General features: G+C 64.6%; 21 protein-coding genes. 9 read left to right on the top strand and 12 right to left on the bottom strand.

From position 1 onward, the window contains the following. Positions 1-86: 86 nt before the first annotated feature. The 4 genes from NVV79_RS14150 to NVV79_RS14135 all read right to left on the bottom strand — a co-directional run bounded on the left by NVV79_RS14150 (position 87) and on the right by NVV79_RS14135 (position 6,047). Positions 87-1,334 carry a multidrug effflux MFS transporter gene (locus NVV79_RS14150; RefSeq protein ID WP_303990784.1) on the bottom strand — a complete coding sequence of 416 codons (1,248 nt, stop codon included), beginning with the start codon at positions 1,332-1,334 and terminating at the stop codon, positions 87-89. 36 nt (positions 1,335-1,370) lie between these two features. Beyond that, on the bottom strand, positions 1,371-2,864 hold the full coding sequence (locus NVV79_RS14145) for an acetyl-CoA acetyltransferase (RefSeq protein ID WP_303990781.1): 1,494 nt from the start codon (positions 2,862-2,864) through the stop codon (positions 1,371-1,373). Positions 2,865-2,866: 2 nt separating this feature from the next. Further along, positions 2,867-3,568, bottom strand: a complete 702-nt coding sequence (locus NVV79_RS14140; RefSeq protein ID WP_369684734.1) for an enoyl-CoA hydratase-related protein — start codon at positions 3,566-3,568, stop codon at positions 2,867-2,869. Between the two features lie 112 nt (positions 3,569-3,680). Beyond that, entirely contained in the window at positions 3,681-6,047 is a 2,367-nt protein-coding gene (locus NVV79_RS14135) for a CoA transferase (protein WP_303990779.1), read from the bottom strand. Between NVV79_RS14135 and NVV79_RS14130 the strand changes: the two genes are divergently transcribed. The 3 genes from NVV79_RS14130 (at position 5,987) to NVV79_RS14120 (ending at position 10,236) form a co-directional block, all read left to right on the top strand. Beyond that, positions 5,987-6,772 carry a TetR/AcrR family transcriptional regulator gene (locus tag NVV79_RS14130; protein ID WP_303990776.1) on the top strand — a complete coding sequence of 262 codons (786 nt, stop codon included), beginning with the start codon at positions 5,987-5,989 and terminating at the stop codon, positions 6,770-6,772. The genes NVV79_RS14135 and NVV79_RS14130 overlap by 61 nt on opposite strands. A 180-nt stretch (positions 6,773-6,952) precedes the next feature. After that, a complete protein-coding gene (locus NVV79_RS14125; RefSeq protein WP_303990774.1) occupies positions 6,953-8,212 on the top strand; it encodes a hypothetical protein in 1,260 nt (419 codons plus the stop codon). Between the two features lie 5 nt (positions 8,213-8,217). Continuing rightward, positions 8,218-10,236: a TRAP transporter large permease subunit gene (locus NVV79_RS14120; RefSeq protein ID WP_303990772.1), complete on the top strand. Its 2,019-nt coding sequence runs from the start codon at positions 8,218-8,220 to the stop codon at positions 10,234-10,236. Between the two features lie 75 nt (positions 10,237-10,311). On the opposite strand, the gene dgoD is transcribed toward NVV79_RS14120, so the two are convergent. The 8 genes from dgoD to NVV79_RS14080 form a co-directional block, all read right to left on the bottom strand. After that, a complete protein-coding gene (dgoD, locus tag NVV79_RS14115) occupies positions 10,312-11,460 on the bottom strand; it encodes a galactonate dehydratase (protein WP_303990768.1) in 1,149 nt (382 codons plus the stop codon). Further along, positions 11,457-12,404 carry a dihydrodipicolinate synthase family protein gene (locus tag NVV79_RS14110; protein WP_303990766.1) on the bottom strand — a complete coding sequence of 316 codons (948 nt, stop codon included), beginning with the start codon at positions 12,402-12,404 and terminating at the stop codon, positions 11,457-11,459. Before NVV79_RS14110 ends, dgoD begins: the two co-directional genes overlap by 4 nt. 47 nt (positions 12,405-12,451) lie before the next feature. Continuing rightward, on the bottom strand, positions 12,452-13,468 hold the full coding sequence (locus NVV79_RS14105) for an NAD(P)-dependent oxidoreductase (RefSeq protein WP_303990764.1): 1,017 nt from the start codon (positions 13,466-13,468) through the stop codon (positions 12,452-12,454). Next, a complete protein-coding gene (locus NVV79_RS14100; protein WP_303990761.1) occupies positions 13,458-14,135 on the bottom strand; it encodes a GntR family transcriptional regulator in 678 nt (225 codons plus the stop codon). The genes NVV79_RS14105 and NVV79_RS14100 overlap by 11 nt, the downstream gene beginning before the upstream one ends. Continuing rightward, on the bottom strand, positions 14,132-15,628 hold the full coding sequence (locus tag NVV79_RS14095; RefSeq protein WP_303990756.1) for a tripartite tricarboxylate transporter permease: 1,497 nt from the start codon (positions 15,626-15,628) through the stop codon (positions 14,132-14,134). The genes NVV79_RS14100 and NVV79_RS14095 overlap by 4 nt, the downstream gene beginning before the upstream one ends. Continuing rightward, positions 15,619-16,113 (bottom strand): tripartite tricarboxylate transporter TctB family protein, encoded by a 495-nt coding sequence (locus NVV79_RS14090; protein WP_303990754.1) that lies wholly within the window; start codon positions 16,111-16,113, stop codon positions 15,619-15,621. The genes NVV79_RS14095 and NVV79_RS14090 overlap by 10 nt, the downstream gene beginning before the upstream one ends. Positions 16,114-16,193: 80 nt before the next feature. Further along, the gene (locus NVV79_RS14085) at positions 16,194-17,162 is read right to left on the bottom strand and encodes a tripartite tricarboxylate transporter substrate binding protein (protein ID WP_303990751.1); all 969 of its coding nucleotides are present in this window, start codon (positions 17,160-17,162) and stop codon (positions 16,194-16,196) included. A gap of 190 nt (positions 17,163-17,352) precedes the next feature. After that, the gene (locus tag NVV79_RS14080) at positions 17,353-18,000 is read right to left on the bottom strand and encodes a DUF1028 domain-containing protein (RefSeq protein WP_303990748.1); all 648 of its coding nucleotides are present in this window, start codon (positions 17,998-18,000) and stop codon (positions 17,353-17,355) included. A 129-nt stretch (positions 18,001-18,129) separates the two neighbouring features. On the opposite strand from NVV79_RS14080, the gene NVV79_RS14075 reads away from it, so the two are divergent. From NVV79_RS14075 to NVV79_RS14050, 6 genes are all read left to right on the top strand, one after another. Next, positions 18,130-19,698 carry an ABC transporter substrate-binding protein gene (locus NVV79_RS14075; RefSeq protein WP_303990745.1) on the top strand — a complete coding sequence of 523 codons (1,569 nt, stop codon included), beginning with the start codon at positions 18,130-18,132 and terminating at the stop codon, positions 19,696-19,698. 241 nt (positions 19,699-19,939) lie between these two features. Next, positions 19,940-20,887, top strand: coding sequence for an ABC transporter permease (locus NVV79_RS14070; protein WP_303990742.1), 948 nt, complete (start codon positions 19,940-19,942; stop codon positions 20,885-20,887). 5 nt (positions 20,888-20,892) lie between these two features. Continuing rightward, entirely contained in the window at positions 20,893-22,671 is a 1,779-nt protein-coding gene (locus tag NVV79_RS14065; RefSeq protein ID WP_303992676.1) for a dipeptide/oligopeptide/nickel ABC transporter permease/ATP-binding protein, read from the top strand. Beyond that, on the top strand, positions 22,668-23,477 hold the full coding sequence (locus NVV79_RS14060) for an ATP-binding cassette domain-containing protein (protein ID WP_303990739.1): 810 nt from the start codon (positions 22,668-22,670) through the stop codon (positions 23,475-23,477). Before NVV79_RS14065 ends, NVV79_RS14060 begins: the two co-directional genes overlap by 4 nt. Then, on the top strand, positions 23,474-24,289 hold the full coding sequence (locus tag NVV79_RS14055) for a FadR/GntR family transcriptional regulator (RefSeq protein WP_303990736.1): 816 nt from the start codon (positions 23,474-23,476) through the stop codon (positions 24,287-24,289). The genes NVV79_RS14060 and NVV79_RS14055 overlap by 4 nt, the downstream gene beginning before the upstream one ends. Continuing rightward, positions 24,286-25,332: an osmoprotectant NAGGN system M42 family peptidase gene (locus NVV79_RS14050; RefSeq protein ID WP_303990733.1), complete on the top strand. Its 1,047-nt coding sequence runs from the start codon at positions 24,286-24,288 to the stop codon at positions 25,330-25,332. Before NVV79_RS14055 ends, NVV79_RS14050 begins: the two co-directional genes overlap by 4 nt. Positions 25,333-25,534: the final 202 nt, after the last annotated feature.

The raw sequence follows: 25,534 nt of genomic DNA, 5'->3' as shown, positions 1-25,534 counted from the left end.
TGGGACGGATGGAGGTTCTAGACGCCATCCGTCTGCAATCGTCAACCTCCCGGGAGCCGGGATAGAGGCGTTGGAATAGGCTGCGATCAGTCATCCGCCGGTGACCGCAGGATCAATGGCGGATTCACCGCGACGCGACGGAACTTCAGCCGGTAATAGGTGAAGGCGAGGCACGACATTGCCGACATGCCGACACTGGCCGCGACCAAAGCGAGCACCGGATCGGGTGCGAAGCTGGCAAAGGTGCTGACCAGCAGGCCGGCGGCCATCTGAAGGAACCCCATGAGGGACGAGGCCGTGCCGGCCATCCTGGGAAAGGGCGCCAGCGTCGCCGTGGTCATCGCCGGACCGACAAAGGCATTGCCGAAGGTCAGCAACGCAATCGGCAGCATCACGGTGAGATAGCTGGGCGTGAAGATGAGCGTATTGAGCAGCAGCACACTTGCTACGGAAACGATCAGTAGGCCGGGCAGCACCAAAGCCATGGCGCCGACACGGTCCATCAGCCCCCGAACCACGATTGCCCCGGCAAAGTAGCCGCCCCATTGCAGCAGCATCCCAATGCCGAACTCGCTCGCCGACATGCCGATCCGTCCCATGAGCACGAAGGGCAGCAGCGTAGACTGCGCGTAGAAGATGCCAACCGCGCCGGCCACCACCGTTGTGGTGGCAAGGAAGGAGCGGTTCCGGATCAGTACGCCGTAATTGGTGAGCAGCGGTGCGAGCCGGAAGCTCGGGCGCTCGACCGGCGCGGTTTCCCGCATGCCGATCAGCATGGCAACGAGCACGCCACTCCCCATCAGAAACATGAAGACGAAGGTCGACTGCCACCCCCAGAAGGACAGGATGAGGGCGCCAAGAGTGGGGGCAAAGGCCGGACCGACCGCCAGGATGATGCCGATGAGATTCATGATGCGCGAGGAATCGTCTCCCTCGAATACGTCGCGGATGACGGCCCGCGAAATGACCGCTCCCGCCGAGGCTCCCAGTCCCTGCAGCACGCGCCCGGCGATGAGAATCTCGACCGATGGCGCCACCAGGCAGATGAGCGTGCCGAACAGGAACAGGCCGATGAAGGCCGCCGTGACCCCACGCCGCCCAAGTGCATCCGAAATCGGGCCGGCCAGCAGTTGGGCAAAGGCAAATCCGGCGTAGTAGGAGGTCATGGTGAGCTTCACCATGGCCTCCGTGGTTCCCATAGCCTCGACGATGCTGGTCATCGCCGGAGAATAGAGGGTCATCGATATCGGGCCGATCGCGATGAGGAGCGCGCCAAAGAAGCTGACGCGCGCTATGCTCATGACCGGCCGTGGCGCCGCAATGACGTCCACCATTTAATGCCCCCTGGGCTACTGGTTTTCTGCCGGCGCCTATGCGCGCTGCCAGATCTGGTCGCCGTCGGGGCCGGCCACGATGGTACCCGAAGACCCCACCGGCTCCGCGGCCCCGCTGACCAGGAAGGCGATGCCTTCGCTGTCATTGGCCGGGACCTTGGCCAGGGTGCGCTCACCATCGGGCGTTCGCGCCACCACCACGCCGAAGCGAGGCGACCCGTCGCGCTCATAGAGCACGGTATAGGTCTCGACCGTTGCCGGCCCATGGTAGCTTTCGACGACCTGCGGCACCGCGCCACGGGCATTGTCGGCCTCGGCCTGGAAGTGGAAGTCCTGCGGGAACTGCGCCCCCGCGAACGGCTCGGTGGACAGGGCGATGGTGTGGTTGTGCGTGGCAATCCCGCCATTAGCGAACAGCAGGCCGAAACGCCCGCTCTGGCGCAGCTTGTGGACCATGCTGACCACGGCATGCGCCATATAGTTTCCAATCGGGCCACCCCCGAATGTCAGGCCGCCAAACACCGTGGCCGGCTTCTCCAGCGGCCAGTTCAGCACCCGGCGCGCCATTTTGGGAACGGTGGGGAAGCAGCTATAGAGTTCGACATGGTCCAGATCGTCGGCTTTGAGCCGGTTGAGCTCGAGCGCGCGATTGATGGACACCGCCATGGATGGCGATCGGTCATACCGGTCGCGGCCAAGCGGGTCGTCGGGCTCGTGCCCCGCGGCGCCGAGGCCGACATAGATGATATTCTGTTCCGGCACGCCGCGACGACGGGCCTCGGCCAGGCTGGTGACGATATAGCCAGCGCCCTGGTTGACCGAACTGTTGGCCACCATCAGCTTGTTATAGGGATGGGAAATGGGCCGGTTGTTCTCGGACGGCGTCTTGATCTCGTCCGGCGTGGCGCCGCGCCGGATCCAGGCGCCTTCGTTGCCAGCAGCGACCTGCGCGAAGCGGGACCAGATAGCGGCGCTTTCGTCCTGCCCTTCGGCCAGGGTCTGTCCATAGGCAGCGCGACTGGCATTCTCGTAGAGCGGATAGAGGTCGACGGGGCCAACCAGGCCATAGCGCTTGCGGAAGCTCGGCGCACGCTGCATCGACGATTCACGGACCGAGCTGAAGCCGCCATTGCCCTTTTTGACAAAATGCGCCGCCGTCCGCAGGGCCTCGCCGCCGACAACGGCCGCCACTTTGGCCTCCCCGGCGCCAATGGCATTGGCCGCCTCGTTGAGCAGGAAGATCGGGCTGTCGCCGCTGGCCATCGAGGTGGTCGTGCGGTGCCTGGGGTTCGCCCCGATGCGCGCGCTCAACGGGCCGGTGATTTCGCCGAGCTGCGGCCAGGATATCTGGTCCACCGTGCCCAACCAGTCGATATCCCCAAGCCAGCCACCGCCGGCATCGGTATCGGCGCGGCGCAGCGCCTGCTCCATGAGGCCCAGCGAGTCGAGACCATCATCGGGATTTTCGGGGCGGTCATTATATTGTCCGACCCCAACGATGACGGGCATGTGTTCTGCATCCATGGCCATGATTAGCGTCCTTTCCAGACTGGCGTGCGTTTCTCGGCGAAGGCGCGCGGCCCTTCCTTGGCATCCTCGGACGCCATGACGACCCGGGCCTCGGCGGCGCTGCGCGCCCAGGCGTCGTCATCGGACGGAATCCTGCCATCGATGATGCCGAGCGCGATCCGCTTGCTGGCCTGCACCGAGATGGGAGCGTTGACGGTGATGCGCGCGGCAAGAGCCAGCGCCGCATCCAGCAGTTCGGACAGCGGCACGACGACATTGACGAAGCCGAGTTCCCTGGCGCGCTGGGCCGTGATGGGTTCGCCCGTCAGCAGCAGTTCCATGCCGATCTTTTTGGGCAATTGCTCGATGATGCGGAACGTGCCGCCGGCACCGGCATAGATGCCGCGCTTGACTTCGGGCAGGCCGAAACTGGCGCTGTCGGCGGCGACGATCAGGTCGGCGGCCAACGAGATTTCGGTGCCGCCGCCCAGGGCAAAGCCGTTCACGGCGACGATGACGGGCTTGCTGATCGGATGCGAAACAAAGCCGGCAAAGCCCCAGGCCTGCTGGGCCGGATCATCCGGCCGCAGGTTCTCGCCGCGCGACACCGCCACCAGGTCGGCGCCGGCACAGAAGGCGCGATCGCCGGCTCCGGTCAGGATGACGGCCCGGATTTCCGGATCGTGCTCGGCCTCCTCCAACGCCGTGCCGACGCCGATATGCACTGCCTTGTTGATGGCATTGCGGGCCTCGGGGACGGTTCAGCGTGATGATCATCACGTGTTCGCGGCGCTCCACCAGCACCGCCGGTTTTTCTTCAGACATGTTGTTCTCCTCTCATTCCGCCGCGATGGGCTCTTCAATCGGCTCGAGCACGCCGGCAGCGACCAGCCGCTCGGTCTCGGCGCTGGTCAGGCGCAGCCAGTCGCGCACCACTTCAGCGGTGTGCTCTCCCATCAGCGGCGCGGCGCGTGTCGGTGGCTCCGCTAGGTCGTGACTGACCACCGAGTGCCGCTCCACGAGGTAGCTTTCGGGGATGTGCGGGTGCGATTCCGTGCGAAGAAGCGAGCGCTGACCGAAGTAGAACTGCTCCATCAGGTCATGGACGCGGAACATCGCGGCCGCCGGCACACCGGCCTGCTGCAGGATGGCCATGGCCTCGTGAGGGGTCTTGTCGGCAAGCCACTGCCGCAGTGCCGCCTCGATATGCTCCCGGTGGGCAAGCCGCCCATCCCGGGTGTCGAGGCGTGCATCTCCCAGCACTTTGGACCATCCGGTAATAGCATTCAGCGCCCGCCAATCGGCATCGCTGCGTATGGTCACCACGCACCACTCGTCGTCGCCCTTGCAGGGGAAGACACCCCAGGGCGCATCGGTCGGCGTGAGCGGAAGCTCCTCGCCCACCATGGCGATCTGCTCGCCCATCTGGTTCAGCATGATTTCGGCCTGCGCGATGCTGACCCGCCCGCCCCTGCCATGCCCCAGACGGGCGATCAGCATGGCCAGAATGGCAACCACGCCGATGCGCGCGGCCGTATGATCGGGATAGATCGTCACAGAGTCCGAATAGCTTTCCGGATCGTCGGGATAGCGCCAGAGGGCGGTCAGGCCGGCATTGGCACGGACCAGGGGACCATAGCCCATGCGGCGACTCCACGGTCCGGTGGGGCCGAACGCCGAGCTGTCGACCATGATGATTTCAGGATTGATCTTGCTGACCACGTCATAGCCCAGCCCGAGAGACTCCAGCGTCCCCGCCTTGAAGTTGGAGAGAATGACGTCCGCCTTCTCGGCAAGCCGCAGGAACAGCTTCTTGCCTTCCATATCCTTGAGGTTGAGCCCGAGGCTCCGCTTGTTGCGGTGGCCGGCAGCGAAGCCCATGGATAGCGGCTCGCCATTCAGCGTCTGGCGGCCCCCGTCCGGGAAGGCCTTGGCCTCCACCTTGATGACGTCGGCACCGTAATCGGCGAGCAACCGCCCCTGTTCGGCGCCCACCACGATGACCCCAAGATCGAGCACGCGGATGCCTTCCAGCGGGCGCCGGCCGGGTTTTGGACCCTGGCGATGCGCCCCGAGCGGCTTGCCACCGATCTTGACGCTGTCGGCACCGCGCGCTGAAACACCCTTTGGCGGCCCCATGCGCCGGCCGTTGATTTCCAGGGCTCCGTTGGACATCTGGATCGTGCCGCCGAAACCGTCGGCAACCGTTGTCAGCGCCTCACGCGCCCGCATGTGCTCGGTGGCAACCGCTTCTTCCAGCGAGAGCACGGCGCCAATCGGGACACCGAATGTCTCCCCGGCAATCTCGAGTTCCTTCCGGGTCATCGTGCCGAAATGGGCAGCGATAGCCTGGGTCAACGCCTCCGATTCACGCCGGACCTTCGTGTTGTTGAAGGCAGGATCGGCAAATTCCTCGGGGCTCCCCATCAACCTGTGGAGTGATTGCCACTGGCGGGGCGAGAGGACGCAGATGCGGACCTTGCCGTCAGCACAATCGATAATGGGGTAGAGCTGTCCCCTGGGCGGGCGATCGCGCGGCATGTCGCTCGGCCGGCCACCCAACGTGGCGCTGCCGCCAATGCCAAAACCGGGATCGAGCGCCTGCGAGACGCCGTCAAGCGCCGAGAAATCCAGCCAATCCCCCCAGCCGGTGCGGAGACGGTTATAGTAGGCGAGCAGCACGGCGAAGGTGGCCTGGGTGGCCGCCGTGGCATAGGCCAGTTGGCCTGGCGGCAGCAGGGGCGCCCGCCCCTTGATGCCGGAACGCGCCAATTCGCTCGACAGGGCGTGAAGCACTGGATCGGTAGCCTGATAGCTGCTGAACACGTTGTCCCGGCCGAAGTCGCTGACCGAAAGCACCGTCAGCGTCTGGTAGCGATCGCGAATGTCGCCGATGTCCAGATGCACGTCGGCATTGGCGGAAGCATCCTCGATCAGGATGTCGGACCGGGCTATCAATGCATCGAGGCTGGCGCGTCCGCGCGGCGTATCGAGATCCAACAGAACGCTGTGCTTGCCGGCATTGCCGACCGCGAATTCGATTTGTCGACGCCGGTCATCGGCGCCCGGGCGTGCGGAGGCGGCTGTCTCCACCAACACCACCTCCGCTCCGAGCTCGGCGAGGGTCCGGCCGATTGCGGCCAATGAACCTTTCACCAGGTCAACAACGATCAGGCCGGCAAGCGGCCGCTCAGTCCGCTGCATTGCGGATCCTCCATCCCTCACGTAAAGTTTCGTCCAGGTTTTTTATTACGGACGATTACCGTCTAAAATACGCAGTTGGAGGTTCGATGCAAGAGGCATCTGAAGAATTGCGCGTATCGGATGAACCGCGCCGTCGTGGACGTCCTCGCGACACCAATATCGAAGACAAAGTCTTCGACGCCGCGATCGCGATCTATTCGGATGCCGGCTGGGCGGGATTCAACTTCGACGCGATCGCCAAGCAATCGGGGGTCGGCAAGGCCGCCATCTATCGGCGCTGGGCGACTCGCGAGGATTTGCTGCGCGAAACCTTCGCCCTGCGCTGGGACCCGATCGCGCTGATCGATGAGGGTTCGATCGAGGCGGACCTGATCGCGATGATCAAGCTGATGCTCGATCGCTTCCTGGGAACACGCGGCGGAATCGTGCTCAACCTGCACGCCGACACGCGCCGCTATCCCGAAGTGCGGGAAGTTGCCTTCAACCTGGGCGCCGTCACGGCGTCCCGCCAGGCCAAGATTTTCCAGCGGGCAATCGACCGCGGCGAATTGCCGGCCGGCGTAGATCTGCAGATACTGGAAATGGCGCTGTCAGGCACGGTTCTGAACCGCATCGTGCGGGCGGGCAATGGCCTGATGCCACTGGATAATTTCAATGCAGACGACTTCGCCAAATCGCTCGCGACATTCCTGCTGACGGCCGCCGGCGCCCCAGCCAAGTCCTAGGTTTTCTCGCCCTGCCCCGACTACGACCTTCGTCGATACTCCGCGTTCGGATTGCGCACACTCTTGCCATATGCTCGCTCCGGAGTATTATAGACGCCATTCGTCCGTAAAAGATCGCCGCGAGGAAAGACGGTCAAAACAGGACATAGCCCTGTCGCGCCTACCGGGGAGGAGACCCGAATGTTTGCCGAATTCAAACGGCGGTCGCAGCACATGCTGCCCGCCATAACGACTTCTATTGCCTTTTTGCTGTCGACCACTGCGCTCAGCTATGCCGCCGGGCTGCCCTATGGGGCGGCCAAGGAAGACTTTATCGCCGCCCTGGCAGACATGGATCCGGTGGAACTGGTGATGCAGGTGACCGGCAGCCCGGGTGATGAGAACAGCCTGGCCTCGGAGCAGTATGTTGCGGCCGTGACCGAATGGTCCGGCGGGAAAATCCAGGGCAAGGTCGTCTACGGAAACGCCATCCTGGCTGGCAATACCGCACCGGCGGTGGCCGATGGCCGCATCACCTTCGGCGGCGTCATCGCGCAATACGACCCCTCGAATTTCCCCATCAGTGCGGGGTTGGTCGATCTTAGCTTCGTCTCGAATTCCTCCCCGATCGCCGGGGCGCTGCAGACCTGGGGCACCCTGATGGAGGCTTCCGGCACCGAAGAGGCCATCGAAGAGCAGCGCGACTATGGCGTCGAGCCGCTGTTCATCCAGGGCGGCACCACCGCCAGCGGCCTGTTCTGCACCGAACCTCGCAACGATGTGGCAAAGCTTGCCGGCGTACAGACCCGCGCCGGAGGGCTGATCCATGGCCGCGAGGTGGACGCGCTGGGCGCCTCGGCGGTCTCGCTGCCCTATAGCGAGATGTTCGAAGGCCTTCAGCGCGGCATTATCGGTTGCGCGCTCACATCCATCACCACCGCCAAGGTCGCCGGCATCATCCCGCTGGCGCCCTATCACGCGCTGGCGCCGGCAAATACCGGCTTCGGGCTGACCACGACCAATATGGCGTTCGATATCGTCTTCTGGGAAGAAATTCCGCTCGAAGCCCGCCAGCTCCTGTGGGACCTGTCCAAGGCCTATATCCGGCAGACCATCCTGGCGAGCTGGACGCAGACCCAGGTCGGGCTGCAGGACATTGCCGATGCCGGCGGCGAAGTGCTCGAGCTTTCGCCGGATGCCGCCGAGCGGCTTGTAGCCGAAAATAGCAAGGTTCTCGAGGAGATGCGGTCCTTCCAGCATTTCGGTGATGGAAACGCCGTCGTGGAGGGCTTTCTTGCTGCCGCCGACAAATGGGAAGCGATTGTCGCCGAACTCGGATACGCCGAACTGGACCCCGGTTGGGCCAATTTCGGCGCCTGGTACGAGCCGGGCAAGGTTGACATCGACCCGTTTGTCGATCGCCTGTTCGAAGAAATCCTGCTGCCGAACCGACCGGAGTGAGCGCAATGAACACGGCAGCAAGCTCGGAGGTGACCATCGTCGATTCGCGACGCTGGTACCTCGAAACTCTCGTGACGCTCATCCAGGTTGCTGCGGTGTTCGGCGTGTTGCTGCTCATGGCGCACACGCTGGCAAACGTGGCAGGCCGCTACTTCTTCAACACGCCCCTGCGCGGCACCAACGAGATCGTGGCCTTCTGGTACCTGCCGCTGATTGCCTTTCCCGGCTTTGTGGCGGCACAGGTTCTCAATCGCCACATCTCCGCAAATATCCTGTTCGATGTGTTGCCCAAGCGAAATCAGCGCGAAGTTGCCATTGGCATCGCGTTGATCGGGGCGGCACTATGCGGGACTTTTGCCTACTACACCTTCCAGGAAGCGCTGCACAGCATGGCGCAGGGACGGCACGTGGTTGGCACCAGCGCCGTTATCGTCTGGCCGACCACCTTCCTGCCGCCCATCGCCTTCGGCTCGCTTTGCGTGCTGTTCCTCATGGAAATGGCCAACTTGGTTATGGGACGGGCCATCCAGAAAGACCAGGAACAGCTGGAACTGGAAAAGCTCGGTATTGCCGAGGAGCAGGCAAAGCCCCTCGAGGCATCGGCGGGTCAGCGCTGGCTGATCCGGGCTGCTATTCTTGGGGCAATCGCCCTCTGCCTCGTCGCGATGTTTGCCTTCGAGGCCAAACAGGTCATCGCGCTGGGTGCGGTTGGTCTCATGCTCGTGCTGCTGTTCCTCAAAGTGCCGGTAGCTTTCTCGCTGGCCGGGCCGGGACTGCTCGGCCTGTGGGCCATTCGTCCGCGCGCCGTGTTCACCATGCTCGAGAACCATCCGTTCGATTCGGTGGCGAACTGGACGTTCAGCGTGCTGCCCATGTTCATCTTCATGGGTATCCTGCTCTGGAAGTCAGGGCTCACCGCCCAGATGTATGTCGCAGCCCGGGTCTGGTTGAAATGGCTTCCCGGCGGCCTTGCCGTCAGCACCAACGCGGCGGGCACCGGCCTGGCGGCGGTGAGCGGCTCGACGCTGGCCACCACCTACGCCCTCGGACGGATCGGCATCCCGGAAATGTTGCGGGCCGGCTATGACCGCCGCATGGCCATCGCCTCGATCATGATTTCGGGCCTGCCGGGACAGTTGATCCCGCCCAGCACCGCGCTGGTCATCTATGCCGGCATCGCCGAGGTTCCCATCGGACCGCAGTTGATGGCCGGCATCATCCCCGGCCTTTTCGTAGCCTTCGTCTTCAGCATGGCGCTCATTCTGGCGGCGATGATCTGGCCAAACCTGGTCGGTGGCCGCCGCAAGGATGACGGCGAGGTCATCACCTGGTCCCAGCGCTGGACCTCGCTGACCAGCATCTGGCCAATGCCTCTGCTCATCGGCATCGTGCTCGGCGGCATGTTCGCCGGCGTGCTGACCGCCACCGAAGCCGGCGCGGCCGGCGCGTTCGGCGCCCTGATCCTGACGATCATCATCAAGGGGAAAGCATCGTGGCGAACCATTGTCGATGCCGGCGTCGATACGATCATCACCTCGGGCGCCATCTTCCTGCTGCTGATCGGTGCCCAGATCCTGTCCAACCTGCTGACACTGTCGGGCCTGGCTGACGGCTTCGCCGATTGGGTGAGCCATGCCGGCTTTGATCGTGTCACCTTCCTGCTGATCGTGCTGGCGGTTTACCTGCTGCTCGGCACGTTCATGGAAAACCTGCCGATCATGCTGCTCACGGTGCCGCTGCTGATCCCGATCCTGGGCGACCTCAATGTGTCGCTCCTGTGGTTCGGCGTCTTCTGCGTGTTCATGGGCGAACTGGCCATCCTGACGCCGCCGGTCGGAATCCTGTCCTTCGTGATCCACGCTCTATGTCAGGAAAAGGAGATCAATCTCGGCCAGAAGATCACGCTGAACGATGTCATGTCGTCCGTGTGGTACCTGATGCCCATAGCGGTCCTGGTGGCCGTGCTGCTGATCTTCTTCCCCGATCTCGTGACCTGGCTGCCCGATCAGATGTCGATGCGCTGACCGAGCGAATGCCAACGAAACCCCCGGTTCAGGCCGGGGGCTTTTTTGTGAAAGGGACGCGGGCACGGCGCACGATCACCACTCGGCGATGGAGCCGTCCTTGTGCCGCCAGACCGGGGCGCGCCAGCGGTGGCCGGTCTGGGCCGCGCGGATGACGGCGTCCTCGTCCACCTCGATGCCCAGGCCGGGCCCCCGGGGGATTTCCAGCATGCCGTCGGCGAAGCTGAAGCCATGTCCGGGCTGGGTGTAATCACCGAGATCGCCCTGCTGGTTGTAATGGATGCCGAGGCTCTGCTCCTGGATGAAGGCATTGTGGCAGATCGCGTCCACCTGCAGGCAGGCGGCCAGCGCGATCGGCCCCAGCGGGCAATGCGGCGCGAAGGCGACGTCATAGGCCTCGGCCCAGTGCCCGATGCGCACCATCTCCGAAATGCCGCCGACATGGGCCGTATCCGGGTTGATCACCTGGGCGGCGCGCAGCTCGAACACGCGCTTGAAGTCGTAGCGGCTGTGCATCCGTTCGCCGATGCAGAGCGGGATCGACGTGGCGCGCGCCAGATCCGCCATCGTCTCGACCATGGTCGAAACCACGGCATCCTCCACGAACATCGGGCGCAGGGGCTCCAGCTCCTTGAGCAGCACGCGTGCCATGGGGGCATGCACGCGACCGTGGAAGTCGAAGGCCAGGTCCATGCTCGTGCCCACGGCCTCGCGCAGCTCGAACAGGTTGCGGATGATGCCGTCCACCTTGGCGTAGCTGTCGACGATCTGCAGCTCCGAGCAGATATTGAACTTGCAGGCATCATAACCCTTGTCGCGCAGCGCCAATGCGCCCTCGATCAGCTTCTCGGGCCGATCGCCGCCGATCCAGCAATAGGTGCGCACCTTGTCGCGCACCGGCCCGCCGAGCAGTTCGTGGACCGGAACGCCGAGCGCGCGGCCCTTGATATCCCACAGCGCCATGTCGAGCCCGGAAATCGCGCTCATCAGCACCGGCCCGCCGCGATAGCAGCCATTGCGATACAGCATCTGCCAGATGTCCTCGATCCGGCGCGGATCGAGCCCGATGACGAAATCGGCGAGTTCGGAAATCTTCGTCGCCAGGGTCTCGGCATGGCCTTCGAGCACCGGCTCGCCCCAGCCCGATATGCCCTCGTCGGTTTCGACCTTGAGGAAGAGCCAGCGTGGCGCGACAAGGAAAGTGCGGAGTGCGGTGATCTTCATGGCTGCGAACCCTGCTTTTGCATGTCGAGAAGCGAGGCCAGCCGCGCGTCCCAGCCGGAGGTATCGACCCCCAGCGCGCGCGCATGGCCTTTCAGCGCTTCCAGCCCGAAGGCGGTGGGCGCCATGGCGCCGGCGCGCTGGTGGAAGGCGATATCGTGGCGCAGGCAGAACAGCAGCTTGCCATAGGTCGTCAGCGCCTCGAGCGATTGCAGCACAAAGGTCGCCATCGGCAGCACGCTCCGATAGACCTCGCGTGCTTCCTCTTCGCGCCCCGCGCTCATGTGATCCCACAATGCGACGAGGTAATCGGCATATTCGGGCGCCGGAATATTCCCCGCGACCCCTGCCCGCATGCAATCGACGAGCTCGATCCCGCCCCGTCCGGACAGAACCTGCGCCCGCCCGCCAAGCCGCATGACGAGTTCGGCGGTTTCGGTCGCCGAAACCTCCTGCTTCACGCCCATGACGCGTGGATAGCGTGTCGCCAGATCGGCGATGGCCTCGACACTCAGCCCGACCCCGATGAATTGCGGCATGTTCTGCAAGGCCACCGGCATAGACGAGGCTTCCAGCACGCGCGCAAAGGCTGCAACGAGATCCGTCTCGTTGGTCGCGCTGGCGGGTGGCTGCAACACCACCCAGTCGGCGCCGGCAGCGGCAGCGTGATGAACGCGTTCGATCTGCTCGTCCGGCGTCTGCGCGAATATCGTCACGCCGAGCGGCACCCGTCCGGCAATATCCTCGACATTCCATTCGACGACCTGCCGCTGCTGGTCGTCGCTGAGGAAGCGCACCTCGGTGGCAAGACCGAGCGTGGCGATCCCCACGGCACCCTGCGCGATGCAAACCTCGATCTGGCGTCGCATGGCCTGCCGGTCGAGACCGCCCTCGGCATCGAACAGGGCATAAACGATGGGATGAACACCCCTCGGCAACAGCGACACTCTTTTTCCTCCTGATGCGGCGCGTCCTAACGGACCGCCGGAATGGATCACGCCTCGCGCGTACCCGTGGCAACGACGTTGAGCAGCGGATCGCCGGCCGCCGCTCGCCGCAGATTTTCCGCGATGACCGCAACGCGCCGGGACGCGGTGCCTTCGGTCCATCCCGATACATGCGGTGTCATCACCACATTCGGCAGGGCGGCAAAATTGAACCGCGACGGGGCGGGATCCGGATCGTCGAGCCGTTCCGGGTAGCAATACCAGACGTCGATCACCGCGCCGCCCAACCGGCCGCCAGCGAGTGCCTCATAAAGCGCCTCTTCGGCGACGACAGGGCCGCGTGCCACATTGACCAGCACGCCATCGGCCCCGAGCGCGTCGAGCGCGTCCTTGCCGATCAGGCCTTCGGTCTGTGGCGTCAGCGCCGCCGCGACGACAGCGAAATCGCATTGTTCGAACATTGTCGGGATATCGCCAAGCGCAAAGCCCGTTTCGACCTGATCATCGAATGCCGACGCGCTCCGATTGGCTGCCAGCACGCGCACGCCCAGCGCCTTCAGCATTCGCGCCAGCTCGCGCCCGATGCCGCCATAGCCGACAATGCCCACCGTCGTGCCGCGCAGTTCGCGATGCGGCGCGGCTCCGAACCGGCTCGAACGTGCCCACGACCCGGCGCGAAATTCTGCATCGGTTTCGCGCAGCCGGTGGCACCAGTCGAGCAGTTGCGTCAGGCAATATTCGGCAACGGCGATCTCGTGCCCCGCCACATTGGCGATGCTGGCCGAGGCCGGCACATGCTCGACTCGGACACCGTCCCAGCCGATCCCCGGCACTTGCAGCAGCTTCAGCCCCTGTGGCAGCGGCAAGCCTTCGACCGTGCTGACCGCAACCACCGCGTAGGCGCCGCCAAGCGCCTGCGCAGTCGCGTCGGGGTCGAGATCGGCCGGCACGTGCACGGTTTCAAAGCCGTCTCCGAGCAGAGCCTGCACCTGGTTCCGCCGATCGGCGAAGGCGGTGCCGTAAAAGGCGATGCGCCGCGGCGCGAATACCGGGTCAGAAGGCACGCGGCCCTCCCATCGTTGAATAGATCTGCTTGAGCGCATCGACCGCATCGAGCAATTCATCGAGCGCCATGATGCTGGCCGGAACATCGCCCGCCACCACCGCTTCGATGAGCCTTTGGTGCGTCGGTCCCGTCACATTGAATCCCGCGCCATTGGCCCGCCCCAGCGCAAATCCCATGCGCCGGCTGACGCTGTGCAATGGCTGGGCGACCTTTGCCGCCACCGGATGCCGCGCCGCCGCATTGAGCGTCTGGTTCAGCAGGTTGTCGGTGCGAATGAAGGCCAGCGCGTCGCCGCGATCCGTCGCGTCCTGGAACGCGGCCCGCAGGCTGTCGAGCTTGCGACGGTCCCGATCGTCGGAATAGCGCGCGGCGCGCTCGACGATCAGCCGCTCGACATGACGGCGCACCTCGAGCGTCATCACGATCACCTCGAAGTCCATCGGCGCGATCAGGATGCCGTTGCGTGGCAGGATTTCGATCAGGAAGCCCTGCGACAGGCGCAGCAGCGCCTCGCGCACCGGCGTGCGGCCGAAACCGGTCAGGTCACACAATGCACGCTCGGTCACCCGGCTGCCCGGCGCCAGTTCCAGCGTGACGATCTTTTCCTCGATCACCTGGAAGGCGGCATCCGCCAGGCTTTCGGTCAGATAACCGATGGCGCTCATGCGGTTCGCGCGCCCCGGGCCTTGCCCCAGATGAACATGACCACGGGCGTGACGCAGATCACCAGTGTCAGTGCCGCCAGACCCATGGAGAGCGGACGCTCGACAAAGGCGAAGACATCTCCACGCGCCCGGATGAGGGAGTTGAGGAAGGTCTCCTCGAGCATTGGTCCGAGGACCAGGCCCAAAATCGCCGGCGCCAGCGGATACTGGTACTTCTCCATCACAAAGGCCACGAGCCCGAGGATCAGCATGGTGACGACGGCGAAATGCGTGTTTTCGACGGCGAAAGCCCCGATGATGCAGAAGGCGAGTACTGCCGGCATCAGCATGTAGCGGGGCACCCGGATCATGCGCTGGAAGGCGCTGGTCGCCAGCAGGCCGAGCGGCACCATCAGGATATTGGCGATGAGAAACGCCATGAAGACCGTGTTGATCAGCAATGCGTTCTCGATGAAGATCGTCGGTCCGGGATTGAGGCCCTTGAGGAAGAAGACGCCGATGATGATCGCGGTCAGGCTGTCGCCGGGAATACCGAAGACGGTCGCCGGGATCATCGCACCGCCGACCGCGGCATTGTTCGAGGTCGTCGCCGCAACCAGCGCATCGGGAACACCCTTGCCATACTGGTCGCCGACCTTGGAAAAGCGCTTGGAGATCGCGTAGGAAATATAGGCGGCAATATCGGCGCCGGCGCCGGGAATGGCGCCGATCACCACGCCGACCACGGAGCCCTGCACCACGTCGCCCTTGAGGCGGCGAAGCGTCGAGCCGACGCCGGACAGCAGGTTGCCGAGTGCCTGGATCGGCGGGGGCGCGATCTCGCGCGGAGCCAGCGCATAGCGCAGCACTTCGGGGATGGCGAACATGCCGATCAGGACCGGAATGAAGGCCAGGCCGCCCACAAGATTGCCGTTGCCGAAGGTCAGGCGCAATTGCCCCGAAACCGGATCGAGGCCGACCTGCGCGATGGCGAGGCCGAGCATCAGGCTGATGCCGCCCTTGTACCACTTGCCGCCACTCACCGCGACGGCGGCCGTCAGGCCGAGGCAGGCGAGCCAGAATTTCTCGTAGCTGGAAAATTGCAGCGCGATCCGGGCAATGGCGGGGGCCGCACCCATGAGCACCAATGCACCGACGACACCGCCGATAGCCGAGCAGATCACGCAAAGACCCAGGGCCAGCCCGCCCTGCCCCTTGCGCACCATGAGGTAGGAATCATCGACATAGGCCGCAGAAGCCGGTGTGCCGGGAATGCGGAGCAAGGCGCCCGGCAGGTCGCCGGCGAAGATCGCCATGGCCGCCAGCGTCACCACGCCGGCCAGCGCCGGCACCGGATCGAGGAAGAAGGCGATCGGAATGACCAGCGCCACCGCCATGGATGCGCTGAGACCCGGGATGGCGCCCATGGCCAGGCCATAGGCGCTGGCCCCGAGCATGATGAGCATAACCTGCGGCGTCAGAAGCTGCAGAAACGCCTGACCGATTATCTCCATGTCAGAACACCCGCATAATTGGTCAGCACGCCCCATGGCAGGGTAACGCGCAGCACCTGGTAGAAAACAATATGCAGAAAGGCCGTCAGCCCCAGGCCCAGCAGTATCGAGCGCCCCAGCTTGCCGGACGCGACGAAGGCCAGCCCGCCCACGATGATCGGCATGGTCAGCAGGAACCCGAGGACGGGTGCAAGGGCGACATAGATCAGCGGCGCCGCGCCAAAGACGGCAAAGAGGATGATCCGGTGCCGGTCGAGCGGCTCAGGAGGCTCTTCCTCGCTCGCGCCGACCTCGACAGCCGGGCTGCGCACGGCATCGAATGCGGCAAGGGCAGCCAGGGCGATCATGATCCAGCCCACAATGGTGGGAAACAGCGCCGGACCGAACTCGATATGCGCTACCGGCGCCAGGCCGGCAGTATTGACGATGATGGTGGCCCCGAGCAGCCCGAAGCCACCCGCGACACCCAGTTGACCGAGTTGCATCGCCGTTCCTCCTCAATGCATTTTGCCAGTCGGCCCCGCCCAGCGGGCGGAGCCGAGGCATTTCGCCATTACAGGCTGCGTTATAGACCCAGAACGCGAACCAGTTCACGGACGCTGGTTTCTTCCTCGGCCATGAAGGTGCCGAAGTCGGCGGCATCGCGCCAGCGGAGGCCGAAGCCGCGATCGGTCATGGCGCTCTGGAACTCGGGATCATTGTAAACCGCCTCGAGCGCCGCCGCGAGCTTGGCCGTCACCTCCTCCGGCAGCCCGGCCGGGCCGACCAGGCCACGCCATGCGCCGAGTTCGAGCACCATGCCGGTTTCTTCCTCGAGGGTGGGGATGTCGGGGAAGGCTTCGAGCCGTTCCGAACCGAACACGGCAAGACCGCGCACCAGGCCGGATTCGATCAGCGAGCCGGCTTCGGGCACCGAGCTCGGCACCACGTCGAAGCCACCGGCCACCATTTCCTGCAGAGCCGCTGCGGCGCCCTGGCCGGAAATCATCCGCACCTGCGAGAGATCAACGTCATAGGCATCGAGCAGCGAGGCGAAGGCCAGCGGCCAGGACCCGCCGCAGCCGCCACCGCAAGCGATATCATAGGCGCCCGGATCGGCCTTGATGGCATCGAGTGCCTCGGTGATGTTGGCCCATTCGGACTCCGTACGGACGTGGAAGCCGGCCGGATCGAAGTTGAACTGACCGATCGGCGTCATGTCGGCGGCGTCGAAGTCGCCCTGCCCCATCGGGCTGTAATGGGCGAAATTGTAGATCACGCCGAGCGTGTAGCCATCCGGCTCGGCCGTCGTGATCGAGGTAAAGCCGACGACACCGCCGCCCTGGCCCTGATTAACGACATTGACGGGCTGGCCGAGCTGCTGCTCAAGCCCCAGCGCCAACAGACGGGCGGTCGCATCGGTGCCACCACCGGCACCGGCGGGCGCGATCAGCGTGATCGGCCGATCCGGCCATTCCTGGGCCATCGCCGGCATCAGCGCAGCCAGACTCACAGCCAGCACGATACCGGCGCCAAACAGATTCACAGACTTCATCTCAGGCTCCTCCCTTTTTGATATGCGTTGATATATCAGATCGAAAGACGACGTCAACCTGGCGCGGACAGGCGCGATTGCACAAGCGGTGGATACCGCAGGATCAGAGGAAGCTGTGGGGTCGCACGTTTCGAATGCGCAACGCGGTTGAGAGCTGATCCGCGAAGGACCGACGGCTCAAACCACTCGGCTAGCCGCGCCGACGCGGCACGGTCGCAAAAAAATCAGCGTACGACCCCGAGACAGCCTGCTCGAACAGAGACTCGATAGCGGCCATGGGGTCCTCGGAAAAATCCACCCGCAGGTCGATATCGGCAAAAGCCTGGTCGCCATGAACGCGCAGGGCGGCGGAGCCGATACCACGGCTGTCACCGCCGGCAGCGGCGCCCGCGATGAGAGCCTGCAGCAGGCTGGAGGCAAAGCCACTACTTTCCAGACTCTGCCGGTAACTGGCCAACATGTCCTTGAGCACGTCGGGACCGGTCAGCATGTTCCCCGCAACCGCCACGCCGTCACCGGTCAAATGCCCGGCATAGGGCACGCACTCGCTCCCAGTCCAGCCATCCACCCGGCCGGCACGGTCGACCACGATGATCTGGCGGCGCTCCGCTTCGGCATCCCTGGCCAGCGCAGCGCGCAAGGCGGCCTCGGCCGGCTGGCCGTCGAGCAAGGCCAGCGTGTCGATGGCCAGATAGGGATTGGTCATGGCCTGGGTCGCCGCCGCCCCGAAGCCGCGTCGTGTATGGGGGACCAGAGCCCCCACCATCGGCCCCGCCGTCGCCGTGGCAACGCCAAAGGCACCGGTTATGGGGTCGCGGGCGACGATGGAAAAGGTCATGCACAATCCTCTACACGGCATTTATCATCATAAATTGACAGATGCGCAATTTATGATGATAAATTATCCATGCTCTTCTCCCACGGTCCCCACCGCGAGGCAAGGGCGAGGGAACGCAAGGAGGATTCAATGACCCGCAAATGGAAAAGCATCGCGCCGTTGCTGCTGGCCGCGACCGCTCTGGCTCTCGTCTCGCCCGCCATGGCGCAGACGCCCCCCAATATTCTCGTCGTCGGCCAGATCGCCGAACCGGCATCGCTCGACCCGCATATCTCGACCGCCGCCAATGATTTCCGCATCGCCGTCAACATCTATGACGGCCTCGTGCGCAACACGCCCGGCACGCTGGAAATCGAGCCGGCCCTCGCCACCGACTGGACCATTTCCGAAGATGGCCTCGAATATACGTTCAACCTGCGCGAAGGCGTCACCTTCCACGACGGCACCCCGTTCAATGCCGAGGCGGTGAAGTTCAATTTCGACCGCATGCTGGACGAAAACCACCCCTTCGCCTCGACCGGCCCCTTCCCGCTCGCCTTCTTCTTCTCGTCGGTCGAAAGCGTCGACGTAGTGGATGACCTCACGGTCAAGTTCACGCTCAACGAGCCTTTCGCGCCGTTCATGTCGAACCTGGCCTCGCCCACCGGCCTGATCGTCTCTCCAGCAGCGGTCGAGCAATATGGCGCCGATTACGGCCGCCATCCGGTCGGCACCGGCCCGTTCAAGTTCGAGGAATGGCAGTCCAATACCAGCGTCGTCGCCTCGCGCAACGATGACTATTGGGATGGCGCGCCCGCGCTCGAAGCGGTCATTTTCCGCCCGATCACCGACGCCAATACCCGCGTCGCCGAAATGCTGTCCGGCGGCATCGACGTGCTGCTCGAAACCCCGCCAGACAACGTCGCCCAGTTCCGCGACGACGCCAATTACCAGGTCGTCGAGGCCGTCGGTCCGCATGTCTGGTACGTCATGCTCAACGCCAAGGACGGCCCCTTCGCCGATGTGCGCGTGCGCCAGGCGGTGAATTACGCCGTCAACAAGGAAAGCCTTGTCAACGATGTGCTCCAGGGAACCGCAGACGTTTCCGCCGGCCCGATCCCGCCGGCCTTCAACTGGGCCTATAACGAGGATGTGACGCCCTATCCCTATGACCCGGAAAAGGCCAAGGAACTCCTTGCCGAGGCCGGCGCCGAGGGCGCTTCGCTCACCTTCCTCGTCACCGAAGGCGGCTCGGGCATGCTCGATCCAGTGCCGATGGGTACCGCCATCCAGGCCGATCTGGCGGCTGTCGGCCTCAAGGTCGAGATCAAGACCTATGAGTGGAACACCTTCCTGTCGGAAGTGAATCCCGGCCTCGAAGGCAAGGGCGACATGGCCGAGATGGCGTGGATGACGTCCGATCCCGACACCCTGCCCTTCCTCACCCTGCGCACGGCCGCATGGCCAGCCGAAGGCGGCTTCAACTCGTCCTATTATTCCAATCCGGAAGTGGACGAATTGCTCGACCAGGCCCGCCTTTCCACCGATCCGGCCGAGCGCGGCGCCCTCTACAAGCAGATCCAGGCCATCACGCATGAAGACGCGCCATGGCTGTTTGTGGCGAACTGGAAGCAGAACGCCGTCGTCACCAGCGCCGTGGGCGATTTCGAACTGCAGCCCGACTTCAGCCTGGTGCTGCGCGACGTGACCAAGCAGTAGGTTGCCCTTGCCTGCCCTCCTCCTTTGGGGAGAGGGTTTACCTCGGACGTCTGGGCGCTTCCCTTCTCCCCTCGTGGGAGAAGGTGCCCGAAGGGGATGAGGGGGCTGCGGAGCTATCCGCCAGCATTGAAGCATGGGATAGCGCAGCCCCCTCACCCCACAAGGGGAGAGGGTGACCGGCTCCTGACTTCTCCTCCATGAGAGGAGGGTGCCGACTGATTGCGAAAAGGAGGACCAAGAAATGCCCGCCTATATCGGCAAGCGCCTCCTCGCCGCGATTCCCGTCATCCTCGGCCTCTCCATCATCGTCTTCCTGGTGATGAAGCTGATCCCCGGCGATCCGGCGCAGGCGCTGCTCGGCTCCTATGCCACGCCCGACAATGTCGCCCGCATCAATCGCGCCCTCGGCCTCGATCGCTCCTGGCCCGAGCAATATGTCATCTGGATCGGCAATCTGCTGCAGGGCGATTTCGGCCGCTCCTACATTCTCAACCGCCCCGTGCTCGATGAAGTTCTCGAACGCTTCGGCGCCACGCTGATCCTCGCCGGCGCGTCGCTCGTCATCTGCTCCGTCCTCGGCATTCTCGCCGGCATCGTCTCGGCCGTGCGCCAGTTCGGCTGGACCGACCGCATCGTCACCTTCTTCGTGCTGATCGGCATTTCCATGCCGGCTTTCTTCCTTGGCCTGGTCTTCATCCTGTTCTTTGCCGTGCAGTGGAAAATGCTGCCCGCCTCGGGCATGTATGCCGTCTATGGCGGCGGCGACCTGCCCGATCTCCTCCGCCACCTGATCCTGCCCGCCGCGACCCTGGCCATCGTCGCCACCGGCGTCGTCGCCCGCCTCACCCGCGCCGCCATGCTCGAAGTGCTACGGCAGGATTTCATCCGCACCGCCCGCGCCAAGGGCCTTTCCGAAAACACGGTCATCTACCGCCATGCTTTCCGCGCCGCATTGGTCTCGATCATTCCGGTGCTGGGCATCCAGGCCGGCTTCGTGCTCGGCGGCGCCGTCTATATCGAAACCGTGTTCCAGTGGCCGGGCCTGGGGCAGATGCTGGTGAAAGCCGTTTCCACGCGCGACCTGCTGCTGGTGCAGGGCGGCGTGCTCATCGCCGCCACCGTCTATGTGCTCGTCAACCTTCTGGCCGATGTCGCCCAGGCCATGCTCGACCCGAGGCTCAAGGCATGACCAACATGGCAGCCACCACCCCGCCCCCTGCCCGCAAGCGCCGCAGCAACTGGCAATTGCTGATGGCAAACCGCCTAGCCGCGGCGGGCCTGTTCCTCTTCGGCTTCATCGTGATCGTGGCATTGCTGGCGCCCGTCCTGCCCTTGCCCAACCCTGATATCACCGACCAGCCCAATCGCCTGCTGCCGCCATTCAGCGCCGGCCACCTGTTCGGCACCGATCATCTCGGCCGCGACATCCTCTCGCGCCTCATCTGGGGCACCCAGGTCTCGCTGCTTGTCGGCATCAGCGCCACCGCCCTCGCGGCGCTCTTCGGCTCGCTGATCGGCCTCGTCGCCGGCTATGCCCGCGGTGCCACCGACAGCGTACTGATGCGCTTCGTCGATATGCTGATGGCCTTCCCCTATATCCTGCTGGCCATTGCCATCGTCGCGGCACTCGGCCCAGGCCTGCTCAACGCGCTCTACGCCATCGCCATCGTCAATATTCCGTTCTTCGCCCGCAATATCAGGGGCGTCACCGTCTCGATCCGCAATCGCGAATTCGTCGATGCCGCACGCCTTTCCGGCAAGGGCCACGCCGCTGTCCTCTTCACCGAGGTGCTGCCCAATGTGCTGCCGGTCATCGTCATCACCATGTCCACGACAGTGGGTTGGATGATCCTCGAAACCGCCGGCCTCTCCTTCCTCGGTCTCGGCGCCCAGCCGCCGACATCCGATCTTGGCTCCATGCTCGGCCAGGCCCGCGCCCAGCTCTTCACCGCCCCGCATGCCTCCATCGTGCCCGGCATCATGATCTTCATCCTGGTCATGAGCATCAACCTGCTCGGCGACGGCATCCGCGACGTGCTCGACCCGCGCCTGCGCTCCGGTGCGCTCGACCGCCCCATGCCGGTTACCCGCATTGCCCGCAAGACCAGGCCCGCCCCGACCCTGCCCGATGCGCCGGCTCTGGTGGTCGAAAACCTCTCGACTGGCTTCGACACCGGCGATGCCATCACCCCGGCGATTCGTGACGTCAGCTTCCGCCTCGGCAAGGGCGAATGCCTTGGTCTGATCGGGGAAAGCGGCTCCGGAAAGTCCGTCACCGCCCTGTCGCTCATGGGGCTCGTCGCCTCGCCACCGGGCGTCATCACCGATGGCGCCGTCTATATCGAGGGCAAGGACGTGCTGTCCCTGCGCGAGCAGGAACTGATCGGCTTGCGCGGTGCCCGCGTCGCCTATGTCTTCCAGGACCCGCTGACCACGTTGCACCCGCTCTTTACGGTGGGCGAACAGATCGCCGAAGCCATTCTGGCGCATGACCCGATCGGCAGGCAGGCCGCCCATTCTCGCGCCGTTGCCCTCATGGAGACGGTGGGCATCCGCGATGCCGCGAGCCGCGCATCGGCCTATCCGCACGAACTGTCCGGCGGCCAACGCCAGCGCATCGGCATTGCCATGGCCCTCGCCAACGACCCCGATATCATCATCGCCGACGAACCCACTACGGCCCTCGATGTCACGGTTCAGGCCCGCATTCTCGAGCTGCTGCAACAGCTCCGCCGCGAGCGCGGCCTCGCCCTTCTGCTCATCACGCACGATTTCGGCGTCGTCGCCCAGGTCTGCGACCGCGTCGCCGTGATGAAGAATGGCGAGATCGTCGAACAGGGCGACACCCGCGCCATCCTGCGCGATCCGCAGCACGACTATACCAAACGTCTCATCGCCTGTGTGCCGGAGCTGGGCGAAGGCCATGGCTTCCTCGACCGCGTCCGCCCGCTCTTCGCGGAGGCACGCCCATGAGCGACAACGCCGTTGAAATCCGCGACCTGGTCAAGACCTTCGGTGGTGGCCGCAGCCTTTTCGGCCGCGAGGCCAACCAGGTCCAGGCGGTCCGCAGCATTTCCCTTGATCTCAAGCGCGGCGAAACGCTGGGCATTGTCGGTGAAAGTGGCTCGGGCAAATCCACGCTGGCCCGCATGCTGGTCGGCCTCGAACGCCCGACAGCGGGCACCATGCTCATCGACGGCAAGCCATGGGCCGAACTGGCCTCGTCCGGCTCCCGTGCTTTCGGCCGCACCATACAATATGTGTTTCAGGACCCGGTCGCTTCGCTCAATCCACGCAAGACCATCGGCGATATTCTCGACGTGCCGCTGCGCCTGCTGTGCCGTTACGACAGCGCCAAACGCAGTGCCCGCAAGCGCGAACTGGTCGATGCCGTGCAGATGCCCGCCGATACGCTCGACCGCTATCCGCACGAATTTTCCGGCGGCCAGGCCCAGCGTATCGCCATTGCCCGGGCGCTGGCTGCCGAGGCCCGCATTCTCGTGCTCGATGAGCCGGTCAGCGCCCTCGACGTCTCCGTGCAGGCGCAGGTCCTGTTGCTGCTGCAACAGCTCCGCGACGATCTTGGCCTGTCCTATCTCTTCATCAGCCACGATCTGGCCGTGGTCGAATCGATTTCCGATCGCGTCGCCGTCATGTATCTCGGGGAAGTGGTGGAAAGCGGCCCGGCAGCCCAGCTTTTCGTCGACCCGCAGCATGACTATACGCGGTCGCTCATTGCCAGCGCGCCGCGCCTCACCGCATCGGACAGCGCGATATGAGCCTGCATGACCCCATCGACCCACCCGCCGGCGCCGGACGTCCGCGCCGCAAGCGCACCGATGAAATCGTCGATGCCATCAAGCGCATGATCGTCGAGCATGGCCTTGGGCCCGGCGATCGCCTGCCGCAGGAGCGCGAGCTGATCGCCCAGTTCGCCGCCAGCAAGGGCACCGTGCGCGAGGCGCTCAAGGCGCTCGAAGTGCAGGGGCTGATTTCCGTGCGCACCGGCCCGGGCGGCGGCGCCTTCATCGAACGCATGTCAGAAGGCCGGGCCATGAGCCTGCTGTCCAATTTCCTCTTCGCCAAGAACCTCTCGATCGCCAATATCTACGAGATGCGCAAGGTGCTGGAGCCGCAACTGGCAGCCAGCGCCACCCCGCATATCGACGAGGCCGGCCTCAAACGCCTCGAAGCCATCATCCGGATCTACGACCACGAGCCGGCCGATGCGACCGAGCGCTGGAACCAGCGCATGGCCGAGCTGGATTTCCATGGCGTCGTCGCAGAATATTCCGACAACCCCATCCTCGCCTTCACCTGCCGGTTCCTGCAGCGCCTGCTCAAGGAACTCACCATCGCGCAGGACATCTATGTCCAGCCCGAGCCGGTTTCCCGCGCCAGCGGCATCCGGCATCAGCGCGACCTCATCGCCGCCATGCGGAAGCGTGACCCCGCTGCCGCAGCGGCTATCCTCGCCGCCCATATGAGCGAAGCCGAAAAGCACATGCTGGGCCTCCAGGCTAGGTTGGCGGATCGCTTCCTCAGTGAGGAAGCCGCTCCGGCACCCGCCAGAAAGCGCCGCACCGCATGATCGACCAGGACTATCTCCTCGACCGCCTGCTGCAACTGGTCAACACCCCGAGCCCTGTCGGCATGACCGGCCGTGCCGTAGCCCTGGTGGATAGCTGGCTGCGCGACCTCGGCTACGCACCCAAATACACCAGGCGCGGCGTGCTCTATGTCGAAGTCGGCGGCGGCGCACCCAAGCGCGCCCTGGCTGCCCATCTCGATACGCTCGGCGCCATGGTCACCGAACTCAAGCCCAATGGCCGTCTTGCTTTGCGCAATACCGGCACCTGGGCCGCCCGCTTCGCCGAAGGCGCCCGCGTCACCATCTTCACCGACACTGCCGAATATCGTGGCACCATCCTGCCGCTCAAGGCCTCCGGCCACCGCTTCAACACCGAGGTCGATACCCAGCCTGCCGACTGGGACAATCTCGAAATCCGCGTCGACGCCATTCTCCCCGACCGCGCTGCCCTGATCGCCGCCGGCTTCAATGTCGGCGACATGGTCGCGGTGGACGCCCAGCCAGAAGTGGTGGACGGTTTCATCGTCTCCCGCCATCTCGATGACAAGGCCGGCTGCGCCGCGCTGCTCGCCGTTCTCAAAGCCGTCGCCGAAGGTCAGGTACAGGTCGCCGTGCCGTTCCAGGCCATGTTCACCATCGCCGAGGAGGTCGGCATCGGCGGCACGCATGGCTTCGGTCCCGAGGTCGAGGAACTGCTCGCCATCGACAATGCCGTCACGGCGCCGAACCAGGCCTCGCGCGACGATGCGGTAACGATCGCCATGCGTGATCGCCAAGGCCCGTTTGATGCGCAAATGACAAGGTCAATGCTAACAGTCTGTCAACGCGAAGGCATCGAGTGTGAACGCGACACCTTCCGTCATTATCGCTCCGACAGCGCCGCTGCCGTCGAAGCCGGCTGGGACATCCGCGTCGGCCTCGTCTGCTTCTCCCTCGACAGCTCCCACGGCTGGGAACGCACCCACATGGCTTCACTGATCGCACTGAGCAGGCTGCTGGCCGGCTATCTGCAATCCGACCTGACCTCGGCAAGCTGGCAGTAAAGCCATCTTTCTCACCGACAAAAAAAGGCCCGGATCGCTCCGGGCCTTTTGCTTCAGTTCTTGTCGGCCGTTGCCTTGGGCTTCTTCGGCTTCGGCAGAGCCTTGGGCTTGGCCGGGCGCGGCGGCACGGCCACCAGCTCCAGCTTGGCTTCGGCCCCCTCGCCCACCACGGCCACGGTCACCGTGCCGCCATTGACGAGTT

This window comes from Devosia ginsengisoli, assembly GCF_024707105.1.
Taxonomy (GTDB): domain Bacteria; phylum Pseudomonadota; class Alphaproteobacteria; order Rhizobiales; family Devosiaceae; genus Devosia; species Devosia ginsengisoli_A.
Note: the sequence above shows the minus strand (reverse complement) of the source record. Positions and strands in the feature narration are given on the sequence as shown.

What these genes read in the sequence shown, in the direction of transcription:
- NVV79_RS14150 (WP_303990784.1), bottom strand. Translation starts at nt 1,334, where the DNA reads ATGGTGGACGTCATTGCGGCGCCACGGCCGGTCATGAGCATAGCGCGC.
- NVV79_RS14145 (WP_303990781.1), bottom strand. Translation starts at nt 2,864, where the DNA reads ATGGCCATGGATGCAGAACACATGCCCGTCATCGTTGGGGTCGGACAA.
- NVV79_RS14130 (WP_303990776.1), top strand. Translation starts at nt 5,987, where the DNA reads ATGAACCTTTCACCAGGTCAACAACGATCAGGCCGGCAAGCGGCCGCT.
- NVV79_RS14135 (WP_303990779.1), bottom strand. Translation starts at nt 6,047, where the DNA reads ATGCAGCGGACTGAGCGGCCGCTTGCCGGCCTGATCGTTGTTGACCTG.
- NVV79_RS14125 (WP_303990774.1), top strand. Translation starts at nt 6,953, where the DNA reads ATGTTTGCCGAATTCAAACGGCGGTCGCAGCACATGCTGCCCGCCATA.
- NVV79_RS14120 (WP_303990772.1), top strand. Translation starts at nt 8,218, where the DNA reads ATGAACACGGCAGCAAGCTCGGAGGTGACCATCGTCGATTCGCGACGC.
- dgoD (WP_303990768.1), bottom strand. Translation starts at nt 11,460, where the DNA reads ATGAAGATCACCGCACTCCGCACTTTCCTTGTCGCGCCACGCTGGCTC.
- NVV79_RS14100 (WP_303990761.1), bottom strand. Translation starts at nt 14,135, where the DNA reads ATGAGCGCCATCGGTTATCTGACCGAAAGCCTGGCGGATGCCGCCTTC.
- NVV79_RS14095 (WP_303990756.1), bottom strand. Translation starts at nt 15,628, where the DNA reads ATGGAGATAATCGGTCAGGCGTTTCTGCAGCTTCTGACGCCGCAGGTT.
- NVV79_RS14090 (WP_303990754.1), bottom strand. Translation starts at nt 16,113, where the DNA reads ATGCAACTCGGTCAACTGGGTGTCGCGGGTGGCTTCGGGCTGCTCGGG.
- NVV79_RS14085 (WP_303990751.1), bottom strand. Translation starts at nt 17,162, where the DNA reads ATGAAGTCTGTGAATCTGTTTGGCGCCGGTATCGTGCTGGCTGTGAGT.
- NVV79_RS14080 (WP_303990748.1), bottom strand. Translation starts at nt 18,000, where the DNA reads ATGACCTTTTCCATCGTCGCCCGCGACCCCATAACCGGTGCCTTTGGC.
- NVV79_RS14075 (WP_303990745.1), top strand. Translation starts at nt 18,130, where the DNA reads ATGACCCGCAAATGGAAAAGCATCGCGCCGTTGCTGCTGGCCGCGACC.
- NVV79_RS14070 (WP_303990742.1), top strand. Translation starts at nt 19,940, where the DNA reads ATGCCCGCCTATATCGGCAAGCGCCTCCTCGCCGCGATTCCCGTCATC.
- NVV79_RS14065 (WP_303992676.1), top strand. Translation starts at nt 20,893, where the DNA reads ATGGCAGCCACCACCCCGCCCCCTGCCCGCAAGCGCCGCAGCAACTGG.
- NVV79_RS14060 (WP_303990739.1), top strand. Translation starts at nt 22,668, where the DNA reads ATGAGCGACAACGCCGTTGAAATCCGCGACCTGGTCAAGACCTTCGGT.
- NVV79_RS14055 (WP_303990736.1), top strand. Translation starts at nt 23,474, where the DNA reads ATGAGCCTGCATGACCCCATCGACCCACCCGCCGGCGCCGGACGTCCG.
- NVV79_RS14050 (WP_303990733.1), top strand. Translation starts at nt 24,286, where the DNA reads ATGATCGACCAGGACTATCTCCTCGACCGCCTGCTGCAACTGGTCAAC.